Raw genomic sequence first — 16,017 nt, forward strand, 5'->3', positions numbered from 1 at the left:
AAGAAATCGTCATTTGAGCAAAAAAGCTATCCATTATTGGATAGCCTCTGCTGTCTGTTTAAAACGATGTGCTTGCGTAAGTAACTCTTTCGCATGTTCCGTCGTTAAATCGGTAATTTCCACGCCAGAAATCATTCGAGCAATCTCCGTTACCTTATCCTCTGTACTTAATACAGTAACTGATGTAATCGTCCGATCATTCGCAACTTGTTTACGGATAAATAAATGTGAATCCGCCATTGATGCTACTTGAGGTAAGTGCGTAATACATAGTACTTGTGAGTTTACAGATACACGATAAATTTTTTCCGCAATCGCTTGTGCCACTCGGCCACTCACTCCCGTATCTACTTCATCAAAAATGACCGATGCAACACCTTGATGCTTAGAAAAGATACTTTTCAGAGCTAAAATAATACGAGATAACTCTCCACCAGAAGCTACTTTTGAAAGTTGTTTTAATGGTTCACCTGGATTTGTTGAAATATAAAATTCCACATGATCGTATCCATCTGCCGTAAGTTTCACTGGTGTCCCTTCTAGAAATGGATCATCATGGCTTCCTTCTCTTTTCTTAATCCTCACTTCAAATTTCGTTTTTTCCATATACAATTCTTTTAATTCTTGGTGGATTGCGTTCGTAAGACGATCTGCAAGTTGATGACGCATATTGCTCAATATTGTTGCTTCCTTCAAAATTACACTTTCTAATTCTTTTAATTTCTTTTTCGTCGTTTCAATATGTACATCTTTATTTTCGATTGTAAAAATTTCTTGCTCTATTTTATCAGCATACGCTAAAATCTCTTCTACAGTATTTCCATACTTTCTCTTTAGCATACGAATTTCATTTAAACGCGTTTCAATTTCATCTAAACGATTCGGGTCATATTCCATTATATCTAATCTTTCACGGAGCTGATAGGCAACCTCTTCTAATAAGTAGTAGCTATTTGCAATCGAATCATGGTTCTCTTGATACGCCTCATCTAGGTGTGTAATACTCTCCATTTGTCCCATCGCATTTCGCACATGATCAAGTCCACTACCATCTTCGCTTAACGAACGGTATGCATCACCAAGCGCTTTATAAATCTTTTCGAAATTAGAGATTTTTAATCTCTCTTCCGTCAATTCATTTTCTTCATCGACTTTCAAATCCGCTTTACGAATTTCTTCGTGCTGGAATTGAATTAAATCTAAGCGATGTGCCATCTGCTGTTCATTCTCTGTTAAGGATTTCAGTTGTTTTTTTAACTGCTCATACTTACCGTATACGCCCTGATATATTTCTAATTGGTTCACGATACGATCCCCATCAAAATGATCGAGCATAAACAAATGGCGTTCCTCATTCATCAAATCTTGCGTTTCATGTTGTCCATGAATATCAACAAGTGTTTTCCCAATTTCTTTTAATATACTCAATGTAACAAGTTTACCATTTACACGACATACACTTTTTCCATTCGCAGCGATGTCACGTTTTAAAATGATCATCCCATCTTCAATTTCAATGTCCAGCTCTTCAGCTTTCGTAATACATGGATGTTTATCATCCTCTATATAAAATAAACCTTCAATTTCAGCTTTTTCTGTTCCATATCTAACAAATTCTGCTGAACCGCGGCCACCAACAAGTAAGCTGATTGCATCAATAATAATTGATTTTCCGGCACCTGTTTCACCACTTAAAACTGTTAAACCTTTTTGAAAAGAAATATTTAATGACTCAATAATAGCAAAGTTTCTAATCGATAATTCCGATAACAATGCCCCATTCACCTCGTTATAAACTAATCCCCTAAAAAGGGCTTTCGCTAAGCGCTTTTCACTCTGCGTTTATCATATATATTGTATGTATAAATTACTCTTCTAGCCCGCTCCATTGTACCAAACATTCGTTTTACGGGTCAATCCATCGATTTCCTAACTTCATTCTAGAAAAACACCATATTTCACTTCACATTCATCTATTTTTCCTAGAATAAAAAATATCTTGTTTACTTTCTGCTTTTAGCAAAAGAGTAAACAAGATTCTTTTGTTACAACATATTTAAGAAACGATCTGATACAACACCTGTATCCTCAGGCGTACGGCAAATAATTAAGCAAGTATCATCACCACAAATGGTTCCAATAATCTCATCCCATTCTAAATGATCAATAAGTGCTCCAAGCGCGTGCGCGTTACCAGGTAATGTTTTTAACACAAGCATATGTCCTGCTGTGTCTAACTTTACAAACGAATCGACTAGATTACGTTTTAATTTTTGCAACGGGTTAAATCGTTGATCTGCTGGTAAGCTATATTTATAGCGACCATCATGCAATGGCACTTTTACTAAGTGCAACTCTTTAATGTCACGCGATACAGTTGCTTGCGTTACATTAAAGCCTTCATTACGTAAAATATCAACTAGTTCATCTTGCGTTTCAATTTCTTTATTCGCGATAATTTCTCTGATTTTAATATGGCGCTGACCCTTATTCATACATTTGCACCTCACACTATCTCTTACCATAGTTTAAACATTGGTATACTTCACTTATTTATGTTAACTTATAATCGTTTACTTGTACATAATTGTTTTTACAATCATTATACAATTCCAACAAAAAGAGGAACAACAACCGTTATTCCTCTTTCCCTTTTTGTTTTAAGACCTCATGAGCTTCTGTTACAACTTGCTCTACAGAAACCAGAGAATGCTTTTCACCAATCTCACGTTCACCATGCCACTTTAAATGAACTAAAAACTCAATATTTCCGTCCCCACCTGTAATTGGAGAAAATGTTAAGTTTTCAACATCATACCCTTCTTTTATTGCGAAATCAACAATCATTTCTACGACAGCTTCATGAACTTTACGATCACGAACGATGCCCTTCTTCCCGACCTGCTCTCTTCCAGCTTCAAATTGTGGTTTAATTAAAGCCGCAACATCACCATTTGGAGTCAATATTGTTTTTAAGACTGGAAGAATTAATTTTAACGATATAAACGAAACATCAATGCTAGCAAACTGCGGCAAGCCACGCTCTAAATCAGTCGGTGTTACATAACGAAAATTCGTCCGTTCCATAACAACAACGCGCTCATCTTGACGAAGCTTCCAAGCAAGTTGATTGTACCCTACATCTAAAGCGTAAGATAACTTCGCACCATTTTGCAGCGCACAATCTGTAAAGCCACCAGTTGATGAACCAATATCTAACATAATTTTATCTTGTAAATCAAGATGAAAAGTCTCTAATGCCTTCTCTAACTTATAACCGCCACGGCTCACATATGGCATAACTTGTCCTTTTACCGTAATCGGTGTATCTTGTGGAATTTTTTCCCCTGGTTTATCGAGTCTCATTTCATTTGCATATACAAGACCCGCCATAACAGCGCGTTTTGCCTTTTCACGCGTTTCTATAAGTCCTCGTTCTACTAATAGTACATCTACTCTTTCTTTTTTTACACTCATTTGTTACGCCCTTTTTTGTTTTGATGGAATCATTGTATGAATGCGGTCCACAACAGCATCTGTCGTTAAACCAATTTCTTCTAACAACTTTGTAACACTACCGTGTTCAATGAAATGATCTGGAATTCCCATTCGTTCGATTAAAGCACTATGATACCCATGCTCAGTAGCAAATTCTACTACACCTGTACCAAATCCACCGATTAAACAAGCTTCTTCAATTGTTAAAATCGGCATATTCTTACCTAGGAGTTCATGTAAATATGATTCATCCATCGGCTTAATAAAACGAGCATTCACGACTTTCACTGAAACTCCAGCTGTTTCGAGACGCTCCGCCGCTTCCAGCGCCATCGGAATCGTTGTACCAAATGTCAAGATTGCTGCTTGCGTACCTTCTTTTAAGGTTTCCCATGTACCAATTGGAATAGCTTTGAGTTCTTCATCCATTTTAACTCCAAGTCCATTTCCGCGCGCATAACGCAGAGCAATTGGACCATCTTCATATTGCATTGCCGTATATACTAAATGCTGCCCTTCATTTTCATCTTTCGGCATCATGAGCACCATATTTGGCAAGTGGCGTAAAAACGCGATATCAAATACACCTTGATGTGTTTCACCATCTGCTCCAACCAATCCAGCACGGTCAATTCCAATGAAGACATTTAAATTTTGACGGCATATATCATGAACAACTTGGTCATATGCACGTTGTAAGAATGTTGAATAAATCGCTAAGAACGGCTTCATTCCTTGCGTTGCCATCCCAGCGGCCATCGTTGTGGCATGTTGCTCAGCAATTCCCACATCAATCATACGATCTGGAAATTCTTGATGAAACTTTTCAAGCTTAGAACCAACTGGCATTGCTGGTGTAATCGCAACGATACGCTCATCAGTTCTTGCAAGCTTACGAACTGTCTCACTTACAACCGCACTCCACGCCGGTGCAACTTCTTTTGGCTTTACAAAATCACCAGATTCGATTTTATATGGTCCTGTTCCATGCCAAGTTCCAATCACATCGCTCTCTGCTGGTTTATAGCCTTTTCCTTTTTTCGTAATCACATGAACAAGTACCGGGCCTTTTGTTTTCTTTGCATATTGAAGCGTTTCAAATAAGTTTTCATAACTATGCCCATCAACAGGACCTAAATATGTAAACCCTAACTCTTCAAAGAAGACACCTGATACAAGTAAATATTTTAAACTATCTTTTACTTTTTCTGCGGTTGCTGCAACTTTCCCGCCAACTGCTGGAATTTTCTTGAGTAAATACTCTAGTTCATCCTTCACCCATTGATATTTTCCAGCTGTACGCAGGCGACCAAGAACGTTATGAAGAGCTCCAACATTTGGAGCAATTGACATTTCATTATCATTTAAGATAACAATCATATCTGTTTTTTCATGCCCGATATGGTTTAATGCTTCTAAAGCCATTCCACCAGTCAAAGCACCATCCCCAATAATTGGTATAATACACTCTTTCGTTTTCTTTAAATCACGTGCTAAAGCCATTCCCATTGCAGCAGATAATGAAGTCGAACTATGACCTGTTTCCCATACATCATGCTCACTCTCGCAACGTTTTGGGAAACCACATAGACCTTTATATTGTCTTAATGTGCCAAACTCTTTTGCACGCCCTGTTAAAATCTTATGCACATAGGATTGATGTCCTACATCCCATAAAAATTTATCTTTTGGACTGTCAAATAATTTATGCAGAGCAATTGTGAGTTCTACTACACCTAAGTTAGGAGCAATATGTCCACCTGTTTGAGAGAGCTCTTCAATTAAAAACTTCCGAATATCCTCACTCAATGCCTCTAGTTCGCTGATAGACATATCTTTCAAAAAACTAGGGTTTTGAATTTGCGTTAGATCCACATGGATCACTCACTTTCGTTTCATAATCTGTCAATATGGCAAATATTACAAAAAAACATTTGCACAACACAAGAAATTCTTCAATATCATTCCTATTTTCTATCCTGCTTGAACAGACAATTCGTCATCTTTCTCTACATTCTTAGAAAACGAAGTATCCCTTTCAAGTAAGAAGCCTACATGAATCATAGCTCCTCTATCCGATGAAAAAAGAGCCGCTAACACAAAGTGATAACGGCAACGTAATCTAGATATATTTTTGCCAATAACAAGAAAAGAAAAACCTTTTTCTACATTTATACCACAAAATAATAAATGACTCAACAAATGAAAACGTTCTTACATTAGTTATTACGCTTTGCGATCAAATCACAAATAGATAATAAATACTCATCTTGTAATTGTAAAGATGCTATCGCATCTTTCGCTTTAACAATTGTTTCTTCTAAGATACATTTTGCCTCATCTATAGTAAATAACGTCGTATATGTACTTTTTTCATTGGAAGCATCACTACCAATTGGTTTTCCAATTTCTTCTTCCGTACCTTCTACATCTAAAATATCATCTCGAATCTGGAAAGCCAGACCAATATATTTTGCAAATGCAAGTAGTTTCTTCTCTTGTTCTGGTGTTGCTCCTGCAAGTACCGCTCCTGCAAGCACGGCATATTCTAATAACCGCCCTGTTTTATGCTTATGAATATATTCTAATTCACTAAGCTCAAGCCGCTTTCCTTCCGCTTCCATATCCGCTACCTGTCCAGCAACCATTCCTTCTGGTCCAGCTGCTTTTGCAAGTTCAAGCGCAAGTCTTAGCTTTGTTTCTGTAGAAATGTCTTGATGATGATACGCTGTCACTACTTGGAAAGCATGTGTTAACAAGCCATCTCCCGCTAAAACGGCCATCGCTTCACCAAACACTTTATGGTTTGTTGGTTTTCCCCGTCTTAAATCATCGTCATCCATACATGGTAAATCATCATGAATTAACGAATAGGTATGAATCATTTCAAGAGCACAAGCTGCTCCTATGCCCAGTTCTCTTTCCTTTTCAAACGCTTGCAACGTTGCAAATAAAAGTAACGGACGGAGACGCTTTCCGCCTGCTTCCAATGAATATGTCATCGCTTCGCGAAGTACATTTGGACATTGTAATTGATTTGCATAGCGTGCAAGCTGCTCCTCGACGAAAGTTTTACTCTCTTTCACAAAAGCATCAAAAGCTACATATACCACTATGCTTCATCTCCTACAGCAGTAAATGGTTTAAGTTCTCCATCTTCTCCAAGGATAACTGCCATTTGTTCTTGTACATCTTTCAATTTCTCATCACATAGCTTAGACAACTCCATACCTTCTTTAAAATATGAAATCGCCTCTTCTAAAGGAACATCGCCTTGTTCGAGCTTAGAAACAAGATGTTCAAGCTGAGAAATTGCTTCTTCAAAGCTTAATTTATTTTCCATTGTTCAATTCACGCTCCTCTATGCCCGATACGTTACAATCTAACACTCCATCTTGTAATTGTACTAAAACAACATCACCAAGGCCGACATCTTTCACACTTTTTAACACTTGCTTTTTTTCACTATATACGAGCCCATATCCTCTCATCATTACTTTAAGTGGACTTAGCGCCTCTAATTTTTGAGCCGCCCTCATAAACGCAAACTCTTTCGTTTGCAGTAATGTTTGCATTTCACGTTGCAATTGCTTTTGCAACGTTTCTACCCTTGTTTTTGTTTGTACAATCTTTTGAGAGGGATGATGCTTCTCCAAATAAAATGAGAGCTGTTTTAACTGATTTACCTTTTTCTCTACATAGCGTTCTTTCACCAAAATAAGCTGTTCAAGAGTACGATCTAACTGTTCTTCTTTTTGCTCATACACTTGCTTTGGATAACGAAACGCATACGACTTTTGAAGTGTTTGCAGTTGTTCTTGCTTTTTATGTAACACCTCTCGCATTGCCCTTTGCAGGCGAAGGGTTCGTTGTAACACTTTCTCTTGTAATTCAATTATATTTGGTGCTGCAAGTTCTGCTGCTGCCGTTGGAGTTGGTGCACGTAAATCTGCTACAAAATCAGCAATTGTAAAGTCTGTTTCATGTCCAACTGCCGAGATGATTGGAATTTCACTTGCAAAAATCGCCCGTGCAACCATTTCTTCATTAAAGGCCCATAGCTCTTCAATGGAACCGCCCCCACGACCGACAATTAAAGCATCTATATCCTTCATCTCATTCGCTGTTTGAATCGCTTGTACAATTGAGGGAGCCGCAGACTCCCCTTGTACAAGTACCGGAAATACAATCACATTCCCAATTGGATAACGACGTTTAATCGTCGTTATAATATCCCGAATCGCAGCTCCTGTTGGAGATGTAATGACACCAATTGTTTTCGCATAGGCAGGGATTGGCTGTTTATAAACTTGAGAAAACAGCCCTTCTTCCTCTAATCGAACCTTTAATTGCTCATAAGCTAAATGAAGATTACCAATTCCATCAGGCTGCATATCATGAACATAAATTTGGTATGAACCACTTGCTTCATAGACAGAGATTTTCCCTTTTACAAGTACTTTCATTCCATCTTCTGGTCTGAATTTTATATTGCGATTATGACCCGCAAACATAACCGCTGCTATTCTTGCATTTTCATCCTTTAATGTGAAATACATATGGCCACGGCTATGACATTTAAAATTTGAAATTTCTCCTTTTAACCAAACAGACTGTAAATGCGGGTCATACTCTATTTTTGTTTTTATATAGCGTGTTAATGCTGTAACGGTTAAATATTGCTTTTCCATCTTTCTCTCCTCATAGCCGATTCAAATTATTTACAAACAACTCCTGCGCGTTTTGCAGATTCTACTGTATTATGAAGGAGCATTGTAATTGTCATTGGGCCGACACCTTTTGGTACTGGTGTAATGTAACCCGCAATATCAAGTACATTTTCAAAGTCAACATCACCGCACAGCTTACCTGTCTCTAAACGGTTGACACCAACATCAATTACAACTGCACCTTCTTTTATATAGTCAGCTGTTACCATTTTCGGTCTTCCAACAGCTACAATTAAAATATCAGCTAACTTTGATAATTCTTTTATATTTTTCGTTTTGGAATGGCAATATGTTACAGTCGCATTTTCATTTAAAAACAGCTGTCCCACTGGTTTTCCAACGATATTACTTCTTCCGATTACAACAACGTGTTTTCCTGAAATATCAAGATTTGTTTCTTTTACTAATTCTACAATGCCATGCGGTGTACATGGAAGAAATGTATCTTGACCTGTCATCATACGGCCAACGCTGATTGGATGGAATCCATCTACATCCTTTTCAGGTGAAATTCTTTCAATGATAGCTTTCTCTTCAATATGTTTCGGTAAAGGCAATTGTACTAATATACCATTAATACGGTCATCTTCATTTAAGCGATCAATTTCAGCTAACAAACGTTCTTCTGTAATTGTATCTGGAAACTCAATTAACTCTGAATAAATTCCAGCTTGTTCACAGCCCTTTTCTTTTCCTTTTACATAAGAACGAGATGCTGGGTCTTCTCCAACTAAAATAACGGCTAATCCTGGTACAATCCCTTGCTCTTTCAACTTCACAACTTCTTCTTTCAATTGTGCTCGTTTTTTCTCCGCAACTTCATTTCCTTTGATGATTACTGCTACCATTTAAGATTCCCCCTTAAAGAAATTACAGTGTGTCTTTTATATTAGATAAAACGCCGTTTATAAAACGACGAGATTCCTCATCCCCAAATGTTTTTGCAATTTCAATTGCTTCGTTAATTGTTACATTGTGTGGAATTTCTTCCATGTACTTCATTTCATACACAGCTAGACGTAAAATACTGCGATCTACAATACTAATACGTTCTAATTTCCACTTCTTTAAATTTTGACGAATTGCTTCATCAATTGCTTCTTTATGTTCTACACAACCAACAACAAGTGATTCTAAAAACTCATTTGTTTCTTCGCCTTCTTCTAGCGTATTTTCCACCGCTACTTTCGGCTCTAATTCTCCAGTAATATCCATTTGGTATAATGCTTGCATGGCTCTTTCTCTAGCCGTCCTACGTTTCATTGTAACTCTCCTTTATACTTCAAGTCTTTCCTTATGTTTTGTTATATTATTATAATTTATAAGCCGTCAATTTACTTACTCTTACAGTTTTCATTGATTTTTCAACCTTATAATACAATGATAATAACACAATTTATCGTTTCATACACGAGTTACAAGGCTGAAAAATAATAAAAAGATTAACTTCAAGTTCCATACCCTATCACAATGTACGTTTTTTGAAAAAACGTATCATTCCCTTTTTATATTTTGTATTTTTTAAAATAGTATAATATTTTAAAGGTTTCGTGCATGAAGAGATGAAACGAGAAAAAAGGTGCCTATTTGACAAGGCACCTTCTCATTTTTATACTGGCTCGATTTCTGTTTTTTGCGTTTCGAATGTTACGCCAACGATGTGAATATTTACTTCTTTCGGCTCAAGACCCGTCATTGTAAAGAGTGCTTGGCGAATATTATCTTGAATTTTTTGTGCAACAACTGGTATTGCTACACCAAAATACATGACAACATAAACGTCAACGATAATATCGTCGTTTACTAATTCAACCTTCACGCCTTTACCGTGATTTTTCTTTCCTAACTTCTCAACAACATCTGTAGCAAAGTTGCCGCGCATTGCCGCTACGCCGTCTACTTCAGCAGTTGCGATACCTGCAATTACCTCAATTACTTCTGGTGCAATTTCTACTTTTCCAAGGGTTGTATCTTGACCCATATCTAACATATGTTCAGCCATGAAAAAAACCTCCTTTAAATGTATCACTGCGTCACAAGTTCATGCTCTTCCAAAAATTTAGTATTAAATTCCCCTTTTATAAAATCAGGATGATCTAGCAATTGTAAATGGAACGGGATTGTCGTATGTACGCCTTCAATGACAAATTCACTAAGTGCTCGCTTCATTTTTGCAATTGCTTCTTCACGTGTTTTTCCGTGAACAATTAATTTCGCAATCATCGAATCATAAAAAGGTGGAATTGAATAACCAGGATAAACAGCTGAATCGACGCGAATACCAAATCCTCCTGGTGGTAAGTACATTTCCACTTTCCCTGGAGATGGCATAAAGTTTTTGGCAGGGTTTTCCGCATTAATTCGACATTCGATTGCCCAACCTTTAAATTGTACTTCTTCTTGCTGTAGCGATAGCTTTTCTCCTGAAGCAACACGAATTTGCTCTTTAATTAAGTCCATCCCTGTTACCATCTCTGTAACCGGATGTTCTACTTGAATTCGCGTGTTCATTTCCATAAAGTAAAAGCTTTTCGTTTTATATTCATAAATAAACTCAACCGTACCAGCACCTGTATAATCAACCGCTACCGCTGCTTTTACTGCCGCTTCACCCATTTTCTCACGAATATTTGCATCAAGAGCAGGAGAAGGACTTTCTTCTAATAGTTTTTGCAAACGGCGCTGAATTGTACAATCACGCTCTCCTAAATGAATCGCATTGCCATGTGCATCTGCCATTATCTGAATCTCAACATGGCGGAAATCTTCAACGTACTTTTCTAAGTATACACCAGGGTTTCCAAAAGCGGTACTAGCTTCTTGCTGTGTAATTTGAATTCCCTTTATAAGCTCCTCTTCATGACGTGCAACACGAATACCTTTTCCGCCGCCACCTGCAGTTGCTTTAATAATAACGGGATATCCAATTTGATTTGCAAGTTCCATCGCTTCTTCTGTGTTTTTTATAATCCCTTGTGAACCTGGTACAATCGGAACCCCTGCTTCTTTCATTGTATCACGCGCAACGTCTTTTGTACCCATTTTTGAAATTGCTTCTGGGCTAGGTCCGATAAAAATCAAGTTACATTCACGACATAGTTCTGCAAAATCAGCATTTTCGGCTAAAAATCCATAACCAGGGTGAATTGCATCACAACCTGTTAATTTTGCAACGCTTATAATATTCGTCAAATTCAAATAGCTTTCTTTCGACATTGTTGGCCCAACGCAATACGCTTCATCTGCGATTTGCACATGAAGTGATTCTTTATCCGCTTCTGAATAAATAGCTACTGTTTCAATATTCATCTCTTTGCAAGCACGAATAATTCGCACAGCAATTTCCCCACGATTGGCTATCAATACTTTTTTTATCATCACAAAGACTCCCTTATTACGCTTTTACAAGAAATAGCGGTTGTCCATACTCAACAAGTTGTCCGTTGTTCACAAGAATTTCAACAATCTCTCCATTTACTTCTGCTTCAATTTCATTAAAGAGCTTCATCGCTTCAACGATGCAAACGACTGTACCTTCTGAAACGCGATCCCCGACACTTACATATGCAGGCGTATCTGGTGAAGAAGATGCATAGAATGTTCCAACCATCGGTGATGTGATTGTATGTAAATTCTCATCTTGAACAGCTTTCTTCTCTTCCTGCTTCGGTACTTCTACCTGCGCCGCTGCTACGGCTGTTTCCATTTCTACCGCTTGCGTTTGTAATGCTTGTTTCACTACTGGCGTTGTCTGTACAGACACAACTTCATTCCCACGCTTTTTCATTTTAATTGTCGTGCCATCTTTTTTGTATTCAAATTCATCAATGTTAGAGCTATCAATTAACTTAATTAATTCACGAACTTCTTGAATTTTAAACATATAAAATCCACTCCCATACACTTGTTTGTCCCGTTCTTACAGATACTGAACATATAAAAGCAAACTATGTTGTCTGTAAAGATACGATTCATTCTCCTAGAGAAATCATTCCTATAACATTTACTAATAGAAACTTTTGCTACTCTCATCTTACGATAAATATTTTCAACATTCCAATTTATATTTCTTTACGATAAATCGAAACTCCTGTAAAAAATATTATTTCACTAAATAATTTATTACCTAGTAATAATACCAAGTTTCACTCGAAATTGGCAAGACCACTTCATAAAAAACATGTTTTTGCTCTTTTTTCATTTAAAATTTAGAGCTCTTGATTTATTATTCTCATCTTATTTTAACTATGTACAACAACATATTTTACAAAATATTATTTTTTTATTTACAAGCCGTTCATCCTTCCTTCACATACGAATAGTATGTTCAAAGTAAAGTAAAATATCTTAATAGTGAGGTGCAGAAACATGATATGGCTCATCTTGTTCTTACCAGCTGTATTAATCTGGCTCATCGTTGTCTTCACTCATATAAAATACGGAAAAAGCAACCACCATTACCACGAACCTTTAATTTTTTACTCTCAGCGCATTTCTCCTTTCCGAGGAGAAAACATTAAAATAGCACAAAAAGATGAAATAGAAAAAAGCTATCGAAAACGATAGCTTTTTTCTATCCGGCTGTTCGCGAGTAGTAATCCTCCAGCTTATCATAGCTCGTAATACATATTTAAAATTTATTTTACTGGATCAAACTTGACGCCTACATCCTTGGATCCTGCCTCAGCACGAACAAGTTGGATAATTTTATTTGCTTCTTTTTGAGAATGCTTCGTAGCTTTTACTGTTACTTTAATATCAGTTCCATCAGCTCTTACAAGCGCATCTTTATAGCCACCTTGTGATTTAATAACTGTTTCAAGCAACCCTTCCTTTGTTTCCATCTGATCGATTGCATTTAATTCATCTTTCGCTTTACTTATTTCTTCAGCGGAAGATTTCGTTGATTTCATAACATCTTGTAATTTTTCTTTCTCTGCACTGCGTTGATCTTCCATTTTCAAACGAAGTGCTGTAAAGTTTTCATCACTTGATTGAACTGTTACATTGCCTTCTTTTTTGCTTGTCTCTTTTTTACTATCATCTTTTTTCTCTGTTTCTTTGCCCGATGTTTCTTTCGTTGTTTCTTTTGGAGTAGCTTCTTTATTAGATGTTTCTTTTGTCGTTTCTTTTGTCGTTTCTTTTGTCACTTCTTTTTCAACACCTTGCTTTTCTTGTCCAACCTTTTCACTCGCTGTTGGTGTTGCAGTATTCATTTTGTCAGGCGTTGTTACATAATAGACAGATAACACAACAACTAAACTTAGCATTGTTAGTAACCAAACTGTTTGTTTTTTCAACACTTTATTTCCTCCCTAACCCTTTTTTGGTAGTACTGCTACGCGGTGTGATGGTACATCAAGCATACGTGTCACCGCTTCCTTTACCATTGCTTTTATTTGTATATTATCCACCCCTTTTGCTACGACAAGGACACCTCTCACTTTTGGTTTCTCTGTTCGCAATACAATCGGAGTTTCTTTATCACCTTCGCGTATAATCACCGTTTTTTCATCAGTTGATTCATCTTCAACTTGTCTTTTTCCTCCAGTTTTATCTGTTTCACCTGTTGTTTGCGATCGTTTCACAATATTTTTTTCAAGTATTTTTTCTTCTGATGAGTCCAAATTCACTTCAATAGACACATCTTTAACCCCCGTTATATCTTCTAATGCTGCTTTCAATTCTTGTTCATATGCTTTTTCGTATTTTTCTATAGCTGACATGTTCTCGCTCTTTTTTTGTCCAAAAGTCGGCACATCTTTTTCTGAATCTTGACTTGTCTTTTCTTTAAACACAGGCACTTCTTCTTTTTTCGGTTGAAAGAAATTACTAAAAAACATAAGCAACATTCCAAGTATGAGTAGGACAAGCAAAAACTTAGGTGTTACTTTTTTTCCTTTCTCCCTATCATCTTTTTCGTCCCCTTTCAATAAATTGCGAAAAAATGAGAATTTCGAGTTTTTATCTTTATTGTCCATTTACTCTACCTGTCCCCCCTTCCATTTGAACTTGGATTTGTTTATCCTCTAGCTGCCACCTGCTTGAAAAGAACTGTTTCATTTCTACATTTGTTTCTTCCGAAGTTTTCCGAGGCGCTCTCGTATTAATTTCAACTGGCTTTACTGTTTCAATTGCATCGTTTTTCTTCACTTCAGCTTCTTTTAGCGTCACAATAACAGATTGAATATCTTTTGCCGCTTTTACTTCTTCCTTAGTTTCTGCTGCAATTATTTTTATTTCAGACACTGTCACGCCATACTTTTTCTCAAATTCTTTTCCAACTTCTTTTTTCATTTTGACAGCCATCTCTTCTAAACTATATGCACGTGTTAGGGCTTGTATTTCTTTTTTCTTTGTATCAATTGAATTTTTTATCGATCCGTCCGCTACGTATTTTTCTTGATTAAAATTCGCAATCACTTCATTTACATCCGTTTGTAATAACTTAAATAGCGGCGTTAAGATTAAAACGACTAACAATAAGCTCACAACAAATTTGACATACTTTTGTAAATTTGAATTAGGAAGGATAAGATGCAGCATCGTCGCTAAGAGCAAAAAGACGATAATATTTCTAATCCACTCTGTAACAAATTGCATACTCGTCACCTCCTATCGCATCATGAGGGTAATGTTCCCCGCGGCAATAATAATGGTAATGCTTAAAAAGAACATAAAGGATACGATAGCTAAGCAGGCAAATACATAAATGATACTTCTTCCTATAATATCTAAACATTTAATAATAGCTCCTCCGCCAACTGGCTGTAGTACTGCCGCTGCGAATTTATAAATAAACGCGATACAAAAGATTTGAATCGCTGGAAAAGCAACGATTAAACATAAGATAACAAGCCCGATAATCCCGACCGTATTCTTTAATAACCCAGAGGCGCTAATAACAGTATCCGCCGCTTCTGTAAACATCCGCCCTACCACAGGAATAAAATTTCCCGTTACAAACTTCGCTGTTTTAACAGCTATACCATCAGCAACTGCTGTTGCTGTCCCTTGCACAGATAATACGCCTAGAAAAACTGTTAGAAAGATACCAATAATCCCAACACTTACATTTTGCAGGAGCTTGGACAATTTCGTAACTTTATATTGATCACTCATTGTACTTACAATGCTTAAGATGGTCGCAAGTAATAAGAGCGGAAGAACAATATAGTTCATAAGCAGCCCACTTGTATTCATTAAAAAAATGATAATCGGATGGAAGAAGGATACTGATACAACCCCGCCTCCGGTCGCTATGAGTGCTAGGAGAATAGGAAGCAAAGCTAATATAAAATCTACCATCGTTTGAATCGTTTCTCGTGCATACGTCATGACCACATAAAAACTATTTAAAGCAAAAATAATTAACACCATATATACAACGGCATCTGCAATTTTACTTATGCTACTCTTCGAAAAGGCAGATTGTAGTGATTGTAATAATGCACTGAAAATTGTGAGCATAATGAGCGTTCCAAGTAGCTTTCCATTTGCAACAAGCTCATGAAATAAATATTTTAATAGCCCTATCATCCATTCTTTTATAGAAAATTCCTTTTCGCCCTTTACAAATTCCATAAAACTTCCCTTTTGACTCTCTGGTAAATAACCTCCATATTTTGTGACAAGCCCGTCCCAAAACTGCTTCACATCTTCGATTCCGAGTTTATCCAATTGTTGATCTACGACGTTTTTTTCTACAGGAGAAGCTTGTACGACAATTGGTAAAGAAAAGAAAAGGAAGCAAGCAAACAGCAGCTTAGCTCCAAACCTTTGCAACATT

The 16,017-nt window shown here is 36.9% G+C and carries 18 protein-coding genes; 1 reads left to right on the top strand and 17 read right to left on the bottom strand.

Annotated features, from left to right (window positions below; genetic code table 11):
- Positions 1-33: 33 nt before the first annotated feature.
- From recN to accB, 13 genes are all read right to left on the bottom strand, one after another.
- The gene (recN, locus tag ORL93_RS07665; protein WP_097794392.1) at positions 34-1,773 is read right to left on the bottom strand and encodes a DNA repair protein RecN; all 1,740 of its coding nucleotides are present in this window, start codon (positions 1,771-1,773) and stop codon (positions 34-36) included.
- Positions 1,774-2,045: 272 nt separating this feature from the next.
- Positions 2,046-2,495, bottom strand: coding sequence for an arginine repressor ArgR (argR, locus tag ORL93_RS07670; RefSeq protein WP_001032579.1), 450 nt, complete (start codon positions 2,493-2,495; stop codon positions 2,046-2,048).
- Between the two features lie 142 nt (positions 2,496-2,637).
- A complete protein-coding gene (locus ORL93_RS07675; RefSeq protein ID WP_006095949.1) occupies positions 2,638-3,477 on the bottom strand; it encodes a TlyA family RNA methyltransferase in 840 nt (279 codons plus the stop codon).
- A 3-nt stretch (positions 3,478-3,480) separates the two neighbouring features.
- Positions 3,481-5,373 carry a 1-deoxy-D-xylulose-5-phosphate synthase gene (gene dxs / locus ORL93_RS07680; RefSeq protein WP_097794393.1) on the bottom strand — a complete coding sequence of 631 codons (1,893 nt, stop codon included), beginning with the start codon at positions 5,371-5,373 and terminating at the stop codon, positions 3,481-3,483.
- A 99-nt stretch (positions 5,374-5,472) separates the two neighbouring features.
- The gene (locus ORL93_RS07685) at positions 5,473-5,697 is read right to left on the bottom strand and encodes a hypothetical protein (protein ID WP_097969008.1); all 225 of its coding nucleotides are present in this window, start codon (positions 5,695-5,697) and stop codon (positions 5,473-5,475) included.
- Between the two features lie 20 nt (positions 5,698-5,717).
- Positions 5,718-6,611: a polyprenyl synthetase family protein gene (locus ORL93_RS07690; protein WP_265958837.1), complete on the bottom strand. Its 894-nt coding sequence runs from the start codon at positions 6,609-6,611 to the stop codon at positions 5,718-5,720.
- Positions 6,611-6,841, bottom strand: coding sequence for an exodeoxyribonuclease VII small subunit (gene xseB, locus ORL93_RS07695; protein ID WP_016116257.1), 231 nt, complete (start codon positions 6,839-6,841; stop codon positions 6,611-6,613). Before xseB ends, ORL93_RS07690 begins: the two co-directional genes overlap by 1 nt.
- Entirely contained in the window at positions 6,831-8,189 is a 1,359-nt protein-coding gene (gene xseA, locus ORL93_RS07700; protein ID WP_265958838.1) for an exodeoxyribonuclease VII large subunit, read from the bottom strand. The genes xseB and xseA overlap by 11 nt, the downstream gene beginning before the upstream one ends.
- Positions 8,190-8,215: 26 nt before the next feature.
- On the bottom strand, positions 8,216-9,076 hold the full coding sequence (gene folD, locus ORL93_RS07705) for a bifunctional methylenetetrahydrofolate dehydrogenase/methenyltetrahydrofolate cyclohydrolase FolD (RefSeq protein ID WP_097794395.1): 861 nt from the start codon (positions 9,074-9,076) through the stop codon (positions 8,216-8,218).
- Between the two features lie 22 nt (positions 9,077-9,098).
- Complete coding sequence (gene nusB, locus ORL93_RS07710) at positions 9,099-9,491, bottom strand: N utilization substance protein NusB (protein ID WP_018780784.1); 393 nt, start codon at positions 9,489-9,491, stop codon at positions 9,099-9,101.
- 346 nt (positions 9,492-9,837) lie between these two features.
- Entirely contained in the window at positions 9,838-10,230 is a 393-nt protein-coding gene (locus ORL93_RS07715) for an Asp23/Gls24 family envelope stress response protein (RefSeq protein ID WP_003208459.1), read from the bottom strand.
- 23 nt (positions 10,231-10,253) lie between these two features.
- On the bottom strand, positions 10,254-11,606 hold the full coding sequence (accC, locus tag ORL93_RS07720) for an acetyl-CoA carboxylase biotin carboxylase subunit (RefSeq protein ID WP_006095944.1): 1,353 nt from the start codon (positions 11,604-11,606) through the stop codon (positions 10,254-10,256).
- Positions 11,607-11,622: 16 nt separating this feature from the next.
- The gene (gene accB, locus ORL93_RS07725; RefSeq protein WP_018766177.1) at positions 11,623-12,111 is read right to left on the bottom strand and encodes an acetyl-CoA carboxylase biotin carboxyl carrier protein; all 489 of its coding nucleotides are present in this window, start codon (positions 12,109-12,111) and stop codon (positions 11,623-11,625) included.
- A 485-nt stretch (positions 12,112-12,596) separates the two neighbouring features.
- On the opposite strand from accB, the gene ORL93_RS07730 reads away from it, so the two are divergent.
- The gene (locus ORL93_RS07730; protein WP_097794397.1) at positions 12,597-12,794 is read left to right on the top strand and encodes a DNA recombination protein RecO; all 198 of its coding nucleotides are present in this window, start codon (positions 12,597-12,599) and stop codon (positions 12,792-12,794) included.
- Positions 12,795-12,865: 71 nt separating this feature from the next.
- On the opposite strand, the gene ORL93_RS07735 is transcribed toward ORL93_RS07730, so the two are convergent.
- Genes ORL93_RS07735 through spoIIIAE form a run of 4 tightly spaced genes read right to left on the bottom strand, consistent with a single transcriptional unit; the run spans position 12,866 to position 16,016 of the window.
- The gene (locus tag ORL93_RS07735; RefSeq protein WP_098148737.1) at positions 12,866-13,531 is read right to left on the bottom strand and encodes a SpoIIIAH-like family protein; all 666 of its coding nucleotides are present in this window, start codon (positions 13,529-13,531) and stop codon (positions 12,866-12,868) included.
- 12 nt (positions 13,532-13,543) lie between these two features.
- Positions 13,544-14,209: a stage III sporulation protein AG gene (gene spoIIIAG, locus ORL93_RS07740; RefSeq protein ID WP_018780781.1), complete on the bottom strand. Its 666-nt coding sequence runs from the start codon at positions 14,207-14,209 to the stop codon at positions 13,544-13,546.
- A complete protein-coding gene (gene spoIIIAF / locus ORL93_RS07745; RefSeq protein WP_018780780.1) occupies positions 14,199-14,831 on the bottom strand; it encodes a stage III sporulation protein AF in 633 nt (210 codons plus the stop codon). Before spoIIIAF ends, spoIIIAG begins: the two co-directional genes overlap by 11 nt.
- A 12-nt stretch (positions 14,832-14,843) precedes the next feature.
- Complete coding sequence (gene spoIIIAE, locus ORL93_RS07750; RefSeq protein WP_003208467.1) at positions 14,844-16,016, bottom strand: stage III sporulation protein AE; 1,173 nt, start codon at positions 16,014-16,016, stop codon at positions 14,844-14,846.
- Position 16,017: the final 1 nt, after the last annotated feature.

Source organism: Bacillus sp. DHT2 (assembly GCF_026241455.1).
GTDB classification, from domain to species: Bacteria; Bacillota; Bacilli; order Bacillales; family Bacillaceae_G; genus Bacillus_A; species Bacillus_A pseudomycoides.